This window comes from Pseudomonas sp. SC11, from assembly GCF_047039205.1.
Lineage (GTDB): Bacteria > Pseudomonadota > Gammaproteobacteria > Pseudomonadales > Pseudomonadaceae > Aquipseudomonas > Aquipseudomonas boreofloridensis.
The window spans coordinates 5,065,264-5,082,068 of the sequence record NZ_CP178183.1 but is presented as its reverse complement, the minus strand read 5'-3'; the positions used below and the strand labels follow the sequence as shown (position 1 = coordinate 5,082,068).

Annotated in this window: 10 protein-coding genes; 7 read left to right on the top strand and 3 right to left on the bottom strand. The window is 65.4% G+C overall.

All coding sequences use genetic code 11. The annotated features are described in order from the left end of the window. Nucleotides 1-3: 3 nt before the first annotated feature. The gene (locus ACK2SD_RS22625; RefSeq protein ID WP_412460892.1) at nt 4-4,623 is read right to left on the bottom strand and encodes a dermonecrotic toxin domain-containing protein; all 4,620 of its coding nucleotides are present in this window, start codon (nt 4,621-4,623) and stop codon (nt 4-6) included. Between the two features lie 204 nt (nt 4,624-4,827). Between ACK2SD_RS22625 and pip the strand changes: the two genes are divergently transcribed. The 7 genes from pip to ACK2SD_RS22590 all read left to right on the top strand — a co-directional run bounded on the left by pip (nt 4,828) and on the right by ACK2SD_RS22590 (nt 13,667). Beyond that, nucleotides 4,828-5,799, top strand: coding sequence for a prolyl aminopeptidase (gene pip / locus ACK2SD_RS22620; protein ID WP_039582708.1), 972 nt, complete (start codon nt 4,828-4,830; stop codon nt 5,797-5,799). Next, nucleotides 5,796-6,233, top strand: a complete 438-nt coding sequence (gene dtd / locus ACK2SD_RS22615) for a D-aminoacyl-tRNA deacylase (RefSeq protein WP_116887407.1) — start codon at nt 5,796-5,798, stop codon at nt 6,231-6,233. The genes pip and dtd overlap by 4 nt, the downstream gene beginning before the upstream one ends. Nucleotides 6,234-6,544: 311 nt before the next feature. Beyond that, nucleotides 6,545-8,290 (top strand): glucan biosynthesis protein G, encoded by a 1,746-nt coding sequence (locus tag ACK2SD_RS22610; protein ID WP_342649918.1) that lies wholly within the window; start codon nt 6,545-6,547, stop codon nt 8,288-8,290. Continuing rightward, nucleotides 8,283-10,850, top strand: a complete 2,568-nt coding sequence (gene mdoH, locus ACK2SD_RS22605) for a glucans biosynthesis glucosyltransferase MdoH (protein WP_304484405.1) — start codon at nt 8,283-8,285, stop codon at nt 10,848-10,850. Before ACK2SD_RS22610 ends, mdoH begins: the two co-directional genes overlap by 8 nt. A 204-nt stretch (nt 10,851-11,054) precedes the next feature. After that, a complete protein-coding gene (locus ACK2SD_RS22600; protein WP_029612516.1) occupies nt 11,055-11,852 on the top strand; it encodes a transporter substrate-binding domain-containing protein in 798 nt (265 codons plus the stop codon). A gap of 125 nt (nt 11,853-11,977) precedes the next feature. Beyond that, nucleotides 11,978-12,940 carry an amino acid ABC transporter permease gene (locus ACK2SD_RS22595; protein ID WP_039582714.1) on the top strand — a complete coding sequence of 321 codons (963 nt, stop codon included), beginning with the start codon at nt 11,978-11,980 and terminating at the stop codon, nt 12,938-12,940. Further along, on the top strand, nt 12,933-13,667 hold the full coding sequence (locus ACK2SD_RS22590; protein WP_412462356.1) for an amino acid ABC transporter ATP-binding protein: 735 nt from the start codon (nt 12,933-12,935) through the stop codon (nt 13,665-13,667). Before ACK2SD_RS22595 ends, ACK2SD_RS22590 begins: the two co-directional genes overlap by 8 nt. Nucleotides 13,668-13,869: 202 nt before the next feature. On the opposite strand, the gene ACK2SD_RS22585 is transcribed toward ACK2SD_RS22590, so the two are convergent. Next, nucleotides 13,870-15,813 (bottom strand): methyl-accepting chemotaxis protein, encoded by a 1,944-nt coding sequence (locus ACK2SD_RS22585; RefSeq protein WP_412460891.1) that lies wholly within the window; start codon nt 15,811-15,813, stop codon nt 13,870-13,872. Between the two features lie 152 nt (nt 15,814-15,965). Beyond that, nucleotides 15,966-16,670, bottom strand: a complete 705-nt coding sequence (locus tag ACK2SD_RS22580; protein WP_412462355.1) for a methyl-accepting chemotaxis protein — start codon at nt 16,668-16,670, stop codon at nt 15,966-15,968. Between the last annotated feature and the right edge of the window lie 135 nt (nt 16,671-16,805).

The following is a 16,805-nucleotide window of genomic DNA, read 5'->3' as shown; positions in this document are numbered from 1 at the left end:
CGCTCAAGGTCGGTAGTCGTGCGGCAGGTACAGGTGCAGGCTTTCGGGGTCATCCAGTCGCTGCACGATATCGGCCTCCAGCGGGTTGCCCACCAGTGACACCCGCGTCCTGCCGGTGTCGACGGCGGCCACGCCCAGCACCGCATCCGGCAAGCGGCTGATCTGGTTGTCGTCCAGGTCCAGGATCTGCCGAGGCATCACATCGAACAGCCAGTCTGCCCAAGCGGTCATGCCGGTCTTGCCCAGCGACAGGTTTTCCAGGCGCCTGGCAACGTGGAAAGGCCCGCTCAGCGCAGGGCTTACGCTGTTGTCGGAAAGGTCCAGCGATTCGAGTGCAGGTAGCCTCAGCAGCGCCTGCAGGTCGTCGTTGTCGATCGTCAAGCCCTGGTTCACCAGTTCGAGCTCGACCAACGAAGCCAGCTCGGTGATGGCCGTTGGCACGTGATGCAGGGATTGGATGTTTTCGTACAGGGCCAGCGTCGAGAGCCGTGGGAAATGCCTGAGCAGCGTGTCCAGTTGCGCCGCCGTGCCGTTCAGACGCTCAAGAATCAAGTGGTCCACCTGCTCGTTGAAAAAGCTGGGCAGCCCGCGCGGGAAGTGCTCCAGCGCCAGGTCCATCAAGTGCAAGGGCGTCTGCACGCCGCGCACCCGCGCCTCCCAGTAACCGCTCAGCTCATTGGCAATCTGCCAGTATTGCTGCGTACTGCCGCCCTGCACCGACGCGCTGCTCACCCAGTTGAACAACGCTTCGCGCAATTGAGTGCGCTGGTTGAACAGCGTCTGCAGTTCCGGCAACAGATGCAGAGGCGCTGCCAGATTGAAATGAAACCGGCGCGCAAGGCCATCCTCGCTGAACATGAGATTGCGCAGGTGCGCCTCGCTCAACGGATTGCCGCTCAGCGACACGATGGTATGGAAGGTATCGCTCTGCTCGTTGAGGGTCAGAAACGCAGGAACCTGGTGCAGGTCGTTGTGCAGCAAGGACACCGCTTCGATCCGCTCCAGGGCGTCCAGATTCAGCCAGGCTGGCCAGTGCGTCAGCGCCATGCGCTCCAGACCCAGGTATTGCAGCCGCCACGGCGACAGTTGGGCATCGGCTTGCGGGGTCAGCACATTGCCGCCCAGGTCCAGGTAGGTCATGGCCTCGGGGCTGGCCAGGCGGTCGATGGCCTGCACGTTCAGTTCGATGTTCTGATTGACCAGCCGCAGCTCCCTGAGCCCGGCCAAGCGTTCGCTGATCGCTCCGAGGCTGTAGCGAAACGCCGAGGGCGGCGCGTCGCTGGCGTACGGGCGCTCGATTTCCAAGGCCTCCAGGGTCGGGAAATGCTGGAACAGGTTGTGCAGGTGGCCTTCTATCTGCGCCTGCGGCGCCTCCTGCTCGAGCGCATGCGCGATCCAGACGTCGCTCAGGCGCAGGCGTTTGACCCCCGAGGTGAAGCTCTCGGGCAACTGCTGGGGAAACTCGGCGATGAAGGTGCGCTCCAGGGTCAGGGTGTCGGGGGACGTACTGGATTCGGGAATGGCGCGCTCGATCCAGTGACCCCAGATCGCCATTTCGATGGAATTGCGCGCGTGGATACGGGTGATGGCATCGCCGATCTGGCCCGGCGAGGCGCGCCAGGCGGTAAGGCTGCCGTCCAGCTCGACGGCCGAGGCCGATGGCAACAGTGCGATGCGCTGGGTCATCGCTTCGTGGGTGATTGGCGCATCGGCCAGGTTGCTGAGGATCCAGTTGGCGATTGCCGGCGAAAAGCCTTGGCCCTCGAGCTGGCGCAAGTGGCGGTTGATCGCGTCCAGGTTGCCGATGTCATGCAGCAAGGGGCGAGGGGTGGGGCTCAGGGGATAGCCGAAGCGCCCATCGGCCAGGCGCATGGGCGACCTGAAGCTGCGCCGCTGCAGACCCAGGTGTCGGCGCAGTGCGTCACGGGGCATCACGGGTGCGTGGCGAATCTGCTCGCGCAAGGCGATGGCGTCGACGGCTGTGCCACTGCCGAGCGCTTCGTGCAGGGCGTCGTGAAGCGTGGCATGCAGGTGCAGGGTCGGGCTGTCCGGGTAGGGTTTGGAAACGGTGTAGCCATTCGGGTAGCGGGTGATGAGTTGGCGCTGGAGGCTGTCGCCAGGGCCAACGCGGTCGATGGGCTGTGGATCGATGGCGCCTTCATGGAGGTCTATCGCCAGTCCGGCTGGCCAGTCGGGCAATTGCGCGGCAGTGTGCAGGATCAGGCGGTCGCTGTCGGCGCTGTGTGTCGCGTCCAGATACAGGCCCTCGTAGGCACGGTTCAGGCGCAGTTGCTGTTGGTAGACACGGATCTCTTCGCCCACACGCAGCGGCACCTTGCCATCGATCAACTGCTGGACTTCATCGGCCGTGGCGTTGCCCAGCAGTTCTGCAGTCACGGCGTTGGGCAGGCTTGGATAGACCCGTTGGATGACGGCCGCCCCGGGCGCCTCGGTGCAGGGCAACTGCCGATAACGCCGCTGGAATTCGCTGCGGCGCTGCGCCAGTGGCAGCCCGGCGCTGTCCTGGGCAATGGCCTGATCGAGCTGGACGCGCAGCAAGGCATCCTCCAGCAAGGCCGGAAGCCGCTCATGGTGGCTGAGCGTGCGCCGCAGCACGCTGTCTTCGACGCCGCTGAACTGGGCGAAGCGCAGTGCCAGGTCATCGCCCACGGCGGCACCCAGCGGGCCTAGGCGCCTGAACAGTTTCAGGCCTTGCCAGGCGCTGGGCCGGTCCAAGGCATGCAGCCAGATGCCGGCGCGATTGTGCCGCAGCGGCAGGCGGTAGCTCATGGCCGGGTGTGCGGGCAGCAGGTGGTACTGGTCGGTCTGCGGCGAGTGCCCGACCGCGTAGGTCTGGCCCTCCAGCGTCAGCCAGGTGCGGCCTTGATGGTGCAGCAGTCCCAGGGCATCGGGTTGCAGGCTGGTGGGCAGGGTGATGTCGTGGGCGAAGGGTTGCAGATCGGGTTTCCACAGGCGCTGTTCGCCGTTGGGCAATTCCACGGGATGAAGCGCCTCGATGAACGCTGGCCTGGGCACAGGGGCCTGAGCGCCGGCCGCCGCGCCCGCGGCGCCGAGTGCGGCGGTCAGTGCCAGGTTTTCCACCACATCCATCAGGTAACCCTGCGCCTGCTCTCGCTCGCCGTCGGCCCAGCTGTCGAAGCCTTCGTAGGTTTCATAGCTGAGCTGGGCGATCGACAGACTCAGCATCAGTTGATCCAGCCCCGGTACCACGAAGGCGGCCACCATCAGCGCATCGCTCGCCCATTGGCTGAAATAGGCGCGACGGCGGGCGGCGCTCTTGCGGTCTTCCTCGGCGCTGGGCACGGCATGGAGCAGCGCATCCTGCCTGAGGCGCTGCTGCCACTGGCTGACGCGCTCATCGATGAAGGCCTGGGTGAAGGGCGCGAGGGTCAGGCTGATCCAGGCGTTCGGATCGGGTCTGCGCTGGGCGCTGGCCCCGCCGTGCCCAGGCTCGGGCGTGACCGTCGTCCAGTCGATGGGCTGCAGCACGTCGCGCAGCCGGGTGAGGAAGGCGGCGCTGTCGGCGGCGGCGACCGCGCGCGACAGGGCGCCCAGGTCCATGATCGACAGTTGTTCGCGCAGGTAGCGCTGCGCCTGCTGGCTGTTGGCGTGGACTTGAAGCGGCGACGGCGCGCCCGGCAGATAGGTCAGCAGCAGGCCTTTGTAAGGCAGTAGCAGCGGGTCATAGACCAGCAGGCGTTCCGGGCTGGGGACCAGGCCGATGACCACGGCGCCGGTCAGCTCGAAGCCCAGCAGCCTCATGCGCGCACAGCGTAGCGGGCTGTCGAGGTACTGCGCCTGGCCGCTGTCGGCCAGGGCCAGCAGGGCTTCGAACAGCCCGTGTTCGAGCATTCCACTCAGGTAGGCGCGGTGCACCTCCAGGTGCCATTGGCCGCGTTGGGCCTGGGTGAAGAGGGCGGTGGCCGACCCGTCGTTGCACAGGCCTTCGACCTGCTTCAGGTAGTTCCCACCGATGTCGAGTTCGCGGCACAGGGCGGCGAAGGCGTGGGGCGCGATGTCGATCACCTGGCCGCTGGGAATCACCGACTCGAAGCGGTCGCTGTCCAGCACCAACGCGCTGAGGCCCGCCGCATCGAGACCGCCCTCGCAGGCTTCGTCGGCCTCGAAGTTCTGCAATGCGCAGTGCAGCAGCGATTGGGTCGCCAGTTTGAAGGCCCGGGCGGCGCCCTGGATCGGGTCGCCGTTGACCTCCTGCTGGTAGGCGACGGCCTTGTTGGCGTTGAACAGGTAAGTGCGGTCGACATCCAGCACCAGGTCGAAGCGGGCCTTCAGCGCAGGGACCAGCAATGTTCTGGCGAACTGCAGCAGGTCCGGCAGCGCCTCCAGACGCTTCTCGGCGGCGGCATCGGCCGCGCGGCTGACGGCGTAGGCACTGGCAAGCGCGCGGGCGGCGTCAGGGCGGGCCAAGCGGCAGTCCTGGAACCAGGCGGGCACAGCGCGCTGTGCGGTGCGCAGGCGTGAATGGACGTCGGCGGGCGCCGCGACCATCCAAGCGGGCGTATGGCAGGCGATCAACTGTTGTTGGGAAGCAGGGGGCGTTGCGCAGGACGTCGACGGTGGCGTCGCGGCAGTCGAGTTCATCGGGAGGACCTCGCGTGATGGAGGGCCCATGCTAGGGACAGGGCTGTGCGCTGCCCCCATAACATGATCTGGCAGATACGCGTGGCGCAGGGGCTATCGTCAGGCCGCCGCTTCGCGTACCGATGTCGATGGAGACAGGCATGCTCTTGGCGCGATTCAGGTTTATGATGGCCTTCGGCCGACTAATCCCACACGGAGTGCGCAATGCAGACCCTCTACCCGCAGATCAAACCCTACGCCCGGCACGATCTGGCCGTGGAAGCGCCGCATGTGTTGTATGTCGACGAAAGCGGCTCGCCCGAAGGGCTGCCGGTGGTGTTCATCCACGGTGGGCCGGGTGCCGGTTGCGATGCCCAGAGCCGTTGCTATTTCGATCCCAACCTGTACCGCATCATCACCTTCGACCAGCGCGGTTGCGGGCGCTCCACGCCCCACGCCAGCCTGGAGAACAACACCACCTGGCATCTGGTCGAAGACCTGGAGCGTATCCGCGAACACCTGGGCATCGACAAGTGGGTGCTGTTCGGCGGCTCCTGGGGCTCCACGCTGGCGCTGGCCTACGCCCAGACCCACCCCGAGCGCGTCCATGGTTTGATCCTGCGGGGCATCTTCCTGTGCCGCCCGCAGGAGATCGAGTGGTTCTACCAGGCTGGCGCCAGCCGCCTGTTCCCCGACTACTGGCAGGATTACCTTGCGCCGATTCCGCAGGACGAGCGTGGTGACCTGGTCAAGGCGTTCCACAAACGCCTCACCGGACACGACCAGATCGCCCAGATGCAGGCGGCCAAGGCCTGGTCCACCTGGGAAGGACGCACCGCCACGCTGCGGCCCAACCCGTTGGTGGTCGATCGCTTCTCCGAGCCGCAGCGTGCCTTGTCGATCGCCCGCATCGAATGCCACTACTTCATGAACAATGCCTTCCTCGAACCGGATCAGCTGATTCGCGACATGCCGAAGATCGCCCACCTGCCGGCGGTCATCGTGCATGGCCGCTACGACGTGATCTGTCCGCTGGACAACGCCTGGGAACTGCATCAGGCCTGGCCGAACAGCGAGCTGAAGGTGATTCGCGACGCCGGCCACGCCGCCTCCGAGCCAGGCATCACCGACGCCCTGGTGCGCGCCGCCGACCAAATGGCCCGGCGCCTGCTGGACCTGCCGTTGGAAGAAGCATGAAAGGTTTGCTGCAGCGCGTGCGCAGTGCGCGGGTGGAAGTCGAAGGGCAGGTGGTGGGCGCGGTGGACCAGGGCCTGCTGGTGCTGGTGGCGGTCGAGCCTGAAGACACCCGCGAGCACGCCGACAAGCTCTTGCACAAACTGCTGAATTACCGGGTATTCAGCGACCCACAGGGCAAGATGAACCTGTCGCTCAAGGACATCGGTGGCGGCCTGCTGCTGGTGTCGCAGTTCACCCTGGCAGCAGACACCCGCAGCGGCCTGCGGCCGGGCTTTTCCACCGCCGCGCCCCCTGCGCTCGGTGCCGAACTCTTCGACTACCTTGTGCAACAGGCCCGAGGCCAGCATTCGGTGGTGGAAACCGGCCAATTCGGGGCTGACATGCAAGTGCACCTGGTCAATGATGGCCCCGTGACTTTTATGTTACAAATTTGAAGCACTGGCGCGTGTAGGATCAGGCTTGCAGCCAAGGTGCGGCGTTGCCTGTCACGGACAGGCACGCGGCTACAGATTTTGCAGATTTGGCTGATAAATAGTTTGTTAAGCATGATGCGTTGTCACGCAGCCTGCTGGATAATCGCGCGCTGCGTGAGCCTGCGTTCGCAGGTTCGTTTCACCCTGACTCGAGCATTGTCTGGATCCGCCTAGGGAATCATTGCCCGGTTGCGGGGTCCGAACAGTGCTCGCCAACCCGGCATTGGTCGCTGGCCGTTGGTTTCATGATCTGTTTACGGCGAGGGTTGCTCGTGATTGTAAGTCCCTGTAATGCACCAAGAATCCCCGGCAATCGGCTGCGCAAGGCCGTGTTGGCAGGCGCAGCGCTGGTTGGCCTGATGAGCGCTGGCCAGTTGTGGGCATTCAATCTTGACGATGTTGCAGCCAAGGCGAAGGATCTGGCCGGCCAGAAGTTCGAAGCACCCAAGAGCAATCTGCCGCCGGTGTTCCGCGACATGAAGTACGCCGACTACCAGAAGATCCGCTTCATCCAGTCCAAGGCCGAGTGGGCCAACGACAAGACCCCCTTCAAGCTGTCCTTCTATCATCAGGGCATGCACTTCGACACGCCGGTGACCATCAACGAGATCACCGCCAACAAGGTCGAAGAGATCAAGTACGACCCAAGCCGCTTCGAGTTCGGTGACGTGCCCCACGATGCCGACGCCACCAAGAACCTGGGCTACGCCGGGTTCCGCGTGCTCTACCCGATCAACAAGGCCGACAAGCAGGACGAGATCATGACCCTGCTTGGCGCCAGCTACTTCCGCGTGGTCGGCCGTGGCCACGCCTATGGCCTGTCGGCCCGTGGCCTGGCCATCGACACTGCGCTGCCGTCGGGCGAAGAATTCCCGCGCTTCCGCGAGTTCTGGATCGAGAAGCCCAAGCCCAACGACAAGCACCTGGTGATCTACGCCCTGCTGGACTCGCCGCGCTCCACCGGCGCCTACAAGATGATCCTGCGTCCGGGCGACGACACCATCGTCGACGTCAAGTCCAAGGTGTTCCTGCGCGACCACGTCAGCCGCCTGGGCATCGCGCCGCTGACCAGCATGTTCCTGTTCGGCCCGAACCAGCCGTCGAAGGTGCAGAACTACCGTCCGGCGCTGCATGACTCCGAAGGCCTGTCGATCCATGCTGGCAACGGCGAGTGGCTGTGGCGTCCGCTGAACAACCCGAAACACCTGGCGGTGAGCAACTTCAGCGTCGAGAACCCGCGTGGTTTCGGCCTGATGCAGCGTCAGCGCGCCTTCAGCGACTTCGAAGACCTGGACGACAACTATCAGAAGCGTCCGAGCGCCTGGATCGAGCCCAAGGGCGATTGGGGCAAGGGCACCGTCGACCTGGTCGAGATTCCGACCGCCGACGAGACCAACGACAACATCGTTGCCTTCTGGAGCCCGGAAACCCTGCCCGAGCCCGGCAAACCGTTCGAGTACAACTACCGTCTGCACTGGACCATCGACGAGGCCAAGTACCAGCCTCAGGACCTGGGCTGGGTCAAGCAGACCCTGCGTTCGACCGGTGACGTCAAGCAGGCCAACCTGATCCGTCAACCTGACGGCAGCATTGCCTTCCTGGTCGACTTCAATGGCCCGGCCCTGGCCGCATTGCCTGAAGACACCGCTGTGCGCAGCCAGGTCAGCGTTGGCGACAACGCCGAGCTGGTCGAGAACAACCTGCGCTACAACCCGGAGACCAAAGGCTGGCGTTTGACCCTGCGTCTGAAGGTGAAGGATCCGAAGAAGTCCACCGAAATGCGCGCTGCGCTGCTGCGTGACGTGCCGGTCGAGGCACCGAAGGCCGAGAAAGCCGCCGAGACCAAGCAGGACAAGGCCGCAGCCAAGCATGCCAAGGCTCAGCACGGCAAGGTCGAGAAGGCCGAGAAGCCGGCCGAGCAGCCAGCCGCCGATGCGGCGTCCACCCCCGAGGCCCCGGCCACCACCGAGAAGGTGCTGACCGAGACCTGGAGCTACCAGTTGCCTGCCGATGAGTAATCCCAACGCAAGGCTGGAATCGCTTGGCGAGTATCTGGCCCACCTCCCCCTGAGCGACGAGCAGCGCGCCGAACTGGCCAGTTGCGCCTCGTTCAGCGAGCTGCACCAACGCCTGTCGGCCCAGCCGGATGCCCGCGAGGCCGCGCAGGCCTCGGTGGGCTCGCGCCTGACCGTCGGCAGCGCCGCCGAGCTCGAAGAGGCCGAGATGCTCGGCGTCGATGCGGGCGGGCGTCTGAGCCTGAAGATCGCACCGCCCATCAAGCGTACCCGCGTGCTGCCCGAACCCTGGCGCACCAACGTGCTGGTGCGCATCTGGCGTCGCCTGACCGGCCGCAGCAATGCCCCGCAGCCGCCCAAGCGCGAGCTGCCGCCGGCACGCTGGCGTTGGGTCGGCTCGATGCGCCGCTACATCCTGCTGCTGCTGATGATCGGCCAGACTTTGGTCGCCGGCTGGTACATGAAAGGCATCCTGCCGTACCAGGGCTGGTCGTTCGTCGACTTCAACGAGGTGGTCAACCAACCGCTGTGGGACACCGTGGTGCAGGTCTGGCCGTATGCCTTGCAGACCTCCATCCTGATCCTGTTCGGCATCCTCTTCTGCTGGGTGTCGGCTGGGTTCTGGACCGCGCTGATGGGCTTCCTGGAGCTGCTCACCGGTCGCGACAAGTACAAGATTTCCGGCAGCAGTGCCGGCAACGAACCGATTGCCGCCGAGGCGCGTACCGCGATCGTCATGCCGATCTGCAACGAGGACGTGCCACGGGTGTTCGCCGGCTTGCGCGCGACCTTCGAGTCGGTGGCCGCCACCGGCAACCTGGACCGCTTCGACTTCTTCGTGCTCAGCGACACCAACGACACCGACATCGCCGTGGCCGAGCAGCAGGCGTGGCTGGAAGTGTGCCGTGAAGCCAAGGGCTTCGGGCGCATCTTCTACCGCCGCCGTCGCCGTCGGGTGAAGCGCAAGAGCGGTAACCTCGACGACTTCTGCCGTCGCTGGGGTGGCGAATACAAGTACATGGTGGTGCTCGACGCCGACAGCGTGATGAGCGGTGAATGCCTGAGCAGCCTGGTGCGCCTGATGGAGGCCAACCCGGACGCCGGCATCATCCAGACCGGGCCGCGTGCTTCGGGCATGGACACTCTCTATGCCCGCATGCAGCAGTTCGCCACCCGTGTCTATGGTCCGCTGTTCACTGCGGGCCTGCACTTCTGGCAGTTGGGCGAGTCGCACTACTGGGGCCACAACGCGATCATCCGCATGAAGCCGTTCATCGAGCACTGCGCCCTGGCGCCGTTGCCGGGCAAGGGCGCGTTCGCCGGTGCGATCCTCTCCCACGACTTCGTCGAAGCCGCGCTGATGCGCCGTGCCGGCTGGGGCGTGTGGATCGCCTACGACCTGCCGGGCAGCTACGAAGAGCTGCCGCCGAACCTGCTCGACGAGCTCAAGCGCGACCGCCGCTGGTGCCACGGCAACCTGATGAACTTCCGCCTGTTCCTGGTCAAGGGCATGCACCCGGTACACCGCGCGGTGTTCCTCACCGGGGTGATGTCGTACCTGTCGGCGCCGTTGTGGTTCCTGTTCCTGGTGCTGTCCACGGCGCTGCTGGCGACCAACACGCTGATGGAGCCGCAGTACTTCATCGAGCCGTTCCAGCTCTATCCGCTGTGGCCGCAGTGGCACCCGGAGAAGGCCATCGCGCTGTTCTCCACCACCATCGTGCTGCTGTTCCTGCCCAAGCTGCTCAGCGTCATCCTGATCTGGGCCAAGGGCGCCACCGAATTCGGCGGACGCATCAAGGTCACCCTGTCGATGCTGCTGGAGATGCTGTTCTCCATGCTGCTGGCGCCGGTGCGGATGATCTTCCACACCCGCTTCGTGCTGGCCGCGTTCCTCGGCTGGGCCGCGACCTGGAACTCGCCGCAGCGTGACGACGACTCCACGCCGTGGAGCGAGGCGGTGCGTCGGCATGGCCCGCAAACCCTGCTGGGCATCGCCTGGGCCGGGCTGGTGGCGTGGCTGAACCCGAGCTTCCTGTGGTGGCTGGCGCCGATCGTCGGTTCGCTGGTGCTGTCGATCCCGGTGTCGGTGATTTCCAGCCGCGTGCGCCTGGGCCTGGCAGCCAAGGACGAGCAGCTGTTCCTGATTCCCGAGGAATACGCCACGCCGCCGGAGCTGCTGTCGACCGACCAGTACACCCACGAGAACCGCTGGCATGCCCTGCGCGACGGTTTCGTCCGGGCGGTGGTGGACCCGCGTCAGAACGCCCTGGCCTGCGCCATGGGCACTGCTCGCCACGGTCAGGCCGAGGCCATCGAGACGCTGCGCGCCGAGCGCATCGCCAAGGCGCTGGAAGCCGGTCCCAAGGGCATCGACCTCAACACCCGCCTGGCGCTGCTGAGCGACCCGGTGGCGCTGTCGCGGTTGCATGAACGGGTCTGGGCCGAACAGCACGAGGCCTGGATCAAGGCCTGGCGCGGCTCGATCGCCAACGATCCGCATGCGCCGTTGTTGCCATTGCAGCCTGAGGGCGAGGGGCAGCCGACGCTGGTGGGCGCCTGATCGACCTTCTCGCGGGTGAATCGCTACGGCGGTTCACCCGCGCTGCTTTCAACCTCCAGCGCTAATTTGGCCAATAAAGTCCCTTTCCGGCCCTAGGTCCCAGGCTGTGCATGCGTTAGCATCCGTCCCGACATAACGCCGCGGCCGGCACGGCCGTGCACACAACAAGATTCTGCGAACTTCCTGCTAGGGGACTTGGTGATGATGAAGAAATACCTGTCGCGCATGCTGCTGGGCGTCACGGCACTGGTGGCGGTGTCCGCCGCCCAGGCCGGCGCCATCGACGATGCGGTCAAGCGCGGCACCCTGCGTGTGGGCATGGACCCGACCTACATGCCGTTCGAAATGACCAACAAGCGTGGCGAGATCATCGGCTTCGAGGTGGACATCCTCAAGGCCATGGCCAAGTCCATGGGCGTGAAGCTGGAGACCGTCTCCACGGCCTATGACGGCATCATCCCGGCGCTGCTCACCGACAAGTTCGACATGATCGGCAGCGGCATGACCCTGACCCAGGAACGCAACCTGCGCCTGAACTTCAGCGAGCCCTTCATCGTGGTCGGCCAGACCCTGCTGATCCGCAAGGAACTGCAAGGCGAGATCAAGTCGTACAAGGACTTGAACGACGAGAAGTACCGCCTGACCTCCAAGCTCGGCACCACCGGCGAGATGGTGGCCAAGAAGCTGATCAGCAAGGCCAAGTACCACGGTTACGACAACGAGCAGGAAGCCGTGATGGACGTGGTCAACGGCAAGGCCGACGCCTTCGTCTACGACGCGCCCTACAACGTGGTCGCGGTGAACAAGGCCGGCGCCGGCAAGCTGGTGTACCTGGAAGAGCCCTTCACCTACGAGCCGCTGGCGTTCGGCCTGAAGAAGGGCGACTACGACAGCATCAACTTCATCAACAATTTCCTGCACCAGATCAAGCACGACGGCACCTACGATCGTATCCACGACAAGTGGTTCAAGAAGACCGACTGGCTCAAGGAAATGGAATAAACCCAGACGCGCGCGGCAAGCGACACGCGGCCCGCTACGAGAACGCGCGACACCTGATGACGGTGCGCGTCTGCTCGTAGCGGCCCGCGTGTGGCTTGCCGCGCGGCGCTGTGCGGAGTACCCCCGTGATCAAACACAACAAACCCCAGTGGCCCTGGCACGCGCTCACCGCGCTGGTGCTGGTGGGGCTGGCGTGCAGCCTGTACCTGGCCACGTCGATGATTTCCTATGAGTGGCGCTGGAACCGCGTCCCTCAATACTTCGCCTTCCAGGCCGAAGACGTGCAACGTGCGGCCAGCTACGGCAGCGTCGAAGAGATCGTGGTCTCCGGCGACCAGGCGCGCGTGACCCTCAAGGGCGAGGACGGCGACACGCAGGTGCTGGACGTGGCCAAGGACAGCCTGCAACTGAGCCGTGGCGATGACGTCTCCGAGGGCGACGCAGTCGGCGTGACCCGCCACTGGACGGCCGGACCACTGGCCTGGGGGCTGTGGACCACCTTGTGGATTTCCGTGCTGTCCGGCGCCTTCGGTCTGCTGATCGGCCTGTTCGCCGGGCTGTGCCGGTTGTCGAACAACCCGACCCTGCGCGACCTGTCCACGGTGTACGTCGAGCTGGTGCGCGGCACGCCGCTGCTGGTGCAGATCTTCATCTTCTACTTCTTCATCGGCACCGTGCTCAACCTGTCCCGGGAGTTTGCCGGGGTGGCGGCGCTGGCGCTGTTCACCGGCGCCTACGTGGCCGAAATCGTGCGCGCGGGCGTGCAGTCGATCGCCAAGGGACAAAACGAGGCGGCGCGCTCGCTGGGCCTCAATGCCGGGCAGTCGATGCGCCACGTGATCCTGCCCCAGGCCTTCAAGCGTGTGCTGCCGCCGCTGGCCGGTCAGTTCATCAGCCTGGTCAAGGACACCTCGCTGGTGTCGGTGATCGCCATCACCGAGCTGACCAAGAGCGGTCGCGAGGCCATTACCACGTCCTTCTCGACCTTCGAGATCTGGTTCTGCGTGGCGGGCCTGTACCTGCTGATCAACTTGCCGCTGTCGCACATCGCCAGCCGGCTCGAGCGGAGGCTTGCGCAAAGTGATTGAAGTTCGTGACCTGCTGAAAGTCTTCGACACCCGGGGACAGGTGGTGCGTGCGGTGGACCAGGTGAGCACGCAGGTGGCCAAGGGCGAGGTGGTGGTGGTGCTGGGCCCGTCGGGCTCGGGCAAGTCGACGTTCCTGCGCTGCCTGAACGGCCTGGAGCATTTCGACCAGGGCCATGTGGCCATCGACGGCTTGCGCCTGGAAGACCCCAAGACCGACATCAACGCCTACCGCCGCGAAGTGGGCATGGTGTTCCAGCACTTCAACCTGTTCCCGCACATGACCGTGCTGGAGAACCTGTGCCTGGCACAGAAAGTGGTGCGCAAGCGCAACAAGGCCGAGCGCGAGGCCAAGGCGCGGGCATTGCTGCTGAAGGTGGGCATCGCCGAGAAAGCCAACGAATACCCCTCGCGCCTCTCCGGTGGCCAGCAGCAGCGGGTGGCCATCGCCCGTGCGCTGGCGATGGACCCCAAGGTCATGCTGTTCGACGAGCCCACCTCGGCGCTGGACCCGGAAATGGTCGGCGAGGTCCTGGACGTGATGAAGACCCTGGCCCAGGAAGGCATGACCATGGTCTGCGTCACCCACGAAATGGGCTTCGCCCGTGAAGTGGCCGACCGCGTGCTGTTCTTCGACCATGGCAAGCTGCTGGAGGATGCGGCACCGGCCGCGTTCTTCGCCGCACCCACCGATCCGCGCGCCCAGGCGTTCCTGCGCCAGGTGCTGTGAGCGGGGATGCCAATTGCGGCGGCAGAGCTGGAAAGCGGGGACCGCTACGCGGTCCAATCGCGACGCAAGGCCGCTCCCACGAGATCCCGCAGCCCCCAAGAAGTTGAGCAAGACCGCGGGTCGGTGGTAGGTGAAAGACAGTTGGCTTGCATCGCGATTGGACCGCAGAGCGGTCCCTGTATCAGGTGATTGTTTGGCACGGCTACAAGCTGAAGCGCCCGACCATTCCCCTTAGCTGTTGGCCCAACTGCTCCAGTTCGCAGCTGGAGCTGGCGGTCTGCTCGCTGGCAGTGCTGGTGTGGTCGGACGCCTCGCGTACGCTGATCACGCTGCGATTGATCTGTTCGGCCACCACGCTCTGCTGTTCGCTGGCGGTGGCGATCTGCTGATTCATGCCCTGGATATTCGACACCGTGCGGGTAATCTGGCTCAGCGCGTCGCCTGCGCGGCGGCTGAGTTCGACGCTCTGCTCGGTGAGGGTGCGGCTGCTGTCGAGCAACGACGTCACTTCGTCGGTGCCTTGGTGCAGGCTTTCGATCAGGTGCTCGATTTCCTCAGTGGACTGCTGCGTGCGCTGGGCCAGGCCGCGCACTTCGTCGGCGACCACGGCGAAACCGCGTCCGGCCTCACCGGCGCGCGCCGCTTCGATGGCGGCGTTGAGCGCCAGCAGGTTGGTCTGCTCGGACACGGACTTGATCACATCGAGAATGCTGCCGATGCGCTGGCTTTCCCCGGCCAGGTGCTGCATCGAACTCAGGCAGCGGTCCATCTGCATCGCCAACTGCTCGATGCGGGCGATGGCCTCGCCCACCACCTGGTCGCCCATCTGCGCCTGGTGGTCGGCGTCGGTGGCGGCCAGCGAGGCATGCTCGGCGTTCTGTGCCACCTCCTGCACCGTGGCGCTCATCTGGTTCATCGCCGTGGCCACCTGGTCGGTTTCCTCGCGCTGCTGGGTAATGCGCTCCAGGGTGTCGGCGCTGGCACCGGCCAGTTGCGTAGCCGCCTGTGACAGATGGCCCACGCTCTGGTCGATGCCGCCGATCAACTGGCGCAGGCTCAGGGTCATCTCCTGCATGCTGGTCTGCAACTGGCCCATCTCGTCGCGACGCGCCACGCTGTGCACCAGGCTGAGGTCGCCACGGGCGATGCGCGCGGCCTGGGCCAGGGTCTGGCGCAAGGGCAGGGTGATCTGCCGGGTGATCAGCCAGGCCGCCAGCACGCCCACCAACAATGCCAGCAACGCGACGCTGGTGAGCAGCGAGTGGGCGGCCAGGGCCTCGCGGTCACGCTGCTCGACCTTGTGCTCGGCCAGGGTCACGCTGGTCGCGCGCAGTTGGTTACCGATGCTCTCCATGCTGTTCTGCAGACGCTCGGCACGGATCGCCACCTGGCGGTACTGCTCCAGGCTGGCCCGGTACTGCGCCAGGGCCAGCTTGGGCCGCCCCATCAGATCGGCCGGCAGGCCCAGGGGCGCCAATGCCGTAAGCATCTGCTCCAAGCTGACCTGCGCGGCGTCCAGCGCCTGGTCGCCGACCTTGGCGAAGTCTTCCACCGGCGAAAAAGTATAGGCCGGCACCAGGCTCTGCTGCTCGGCGCTGTCGACCTGGCGGGTGAGCGTATCCATGACCCCGAGCAGCCCGTTCTGCTGACCGTCGGCCGGCAGCTTGAGCAGGGCCTGGGTCTGCACCTCGTCGATGGCTTCAGCCAGGGTGCGCACCCGGGCCTGCATGGTGCTGCGCAACTCGGCGCGGTTGAGCACCACCCCCAGCAGCTCGCTGAAGTTCTGCCGCAGGCGCTGCAACTGTTGCAGGCTTTCGGTGAGCAATTGGCGTGAGTCTTCGACGCTGCTGCGCTGCTGGAGCAGGGTGAGCATGCCCTGCAACTGTTCGAGGATCTGCTCGATGCGGGCCTTGCTGGCGTCATCGGACAGCACGCGGAAGGTGATGCGCTCAGCGCGCAGGTCCTTGGTCAGGTCGTTGATGCGCACGATCTCGCTGAGCTGCTGCGAGCGGTTGATGGCGCCGTCCAGGGCCCGCCAACCGGTGACCGTGGTGGCGAGTGTGAGTAGCAGGACCACGGCGAAACCGAGGGTGAGCTTGAGCCGGACACTGAGGTTGTCCAGGCGGCGAGTGAAGGGTCCGAACATGGCGAGTCTCCGTCCAATTGAGAGAAAGGCCATGCTGGTAAGTTGCCAGTATGGCTCTTCTGGACATCGGCACGGACCTCGTGGGACTCGACCTGTAAATGCTGTGGGAAACGTCCTCTACATGGGAGTGAAGATTCCTTGGGCGTGGCGCTTCACAAGCGGAAGCGCGCGACCAGGCTCTGCAAATGGGTGCCCAGGCGTGCCAACTCGACGCTGGAACTGGCGGTTTCTTCGCTGGCCGCCGAGGTCTGGTCGGAAATGTCGCGCACGTTCATCACGCTGCGGTTGATCTCTTCGGCCACCGCGCTCTGCTGCTCGGCGGCCGTGGCGATCTGTTGGTTCATCGACTGGATCGACGACACGGTGCGGGTGATGGTCGCCAGTGAACTGCCCGCGCGACGGGTCAGTTCGACGCTGCTGTCGGTCAGTGCACGGCTGCCGTCCATGACGCTGGACGCCCGCTGGGTACCGCTCTGCAGCCTGGCGATCAGTTCTTCGATTTCTTCGGTGGACTGCTGGGTGCGCTGGGCCAGGCTGCGGACCTCGTCGGCGACCACGGCGAACCCGCGACCGGCTTCCCCGGCGCGGGCCGCTTCGATGGCGGCGTTGAGCGCCAGCAAGTTGGTCTGCTGGGCCACGGCCTTGATCACGTCCAGCACGCTACCGATCTTGTCGCTTTCGCCGCGCAACTGGGTCATGGCCTCGCTGGAGTGCCCCACCTCGGCGGCCAGGCGCTCGATCTGGGCGATGGCCTCGGCGACCACCCGATCGCCCTCGCGGGCTTGCTGGTCAGCCATCAGCGCCGCTTCCGAGGCCTGCTCGGCATTGCGCGCCACGTCCTGCACGGTGGCGGTCATCTCGTTCATGGCGGTGGCCACCTGGTCGGTCTCCACCTTCTGATTGTTGACCCCCGCACTGGTCTGCTCGGTGACCGCCGAGAGCTCCTCGGCGGCGCTGGCGATCTGCGTGACACCGTCACCGATGCCGCCGAT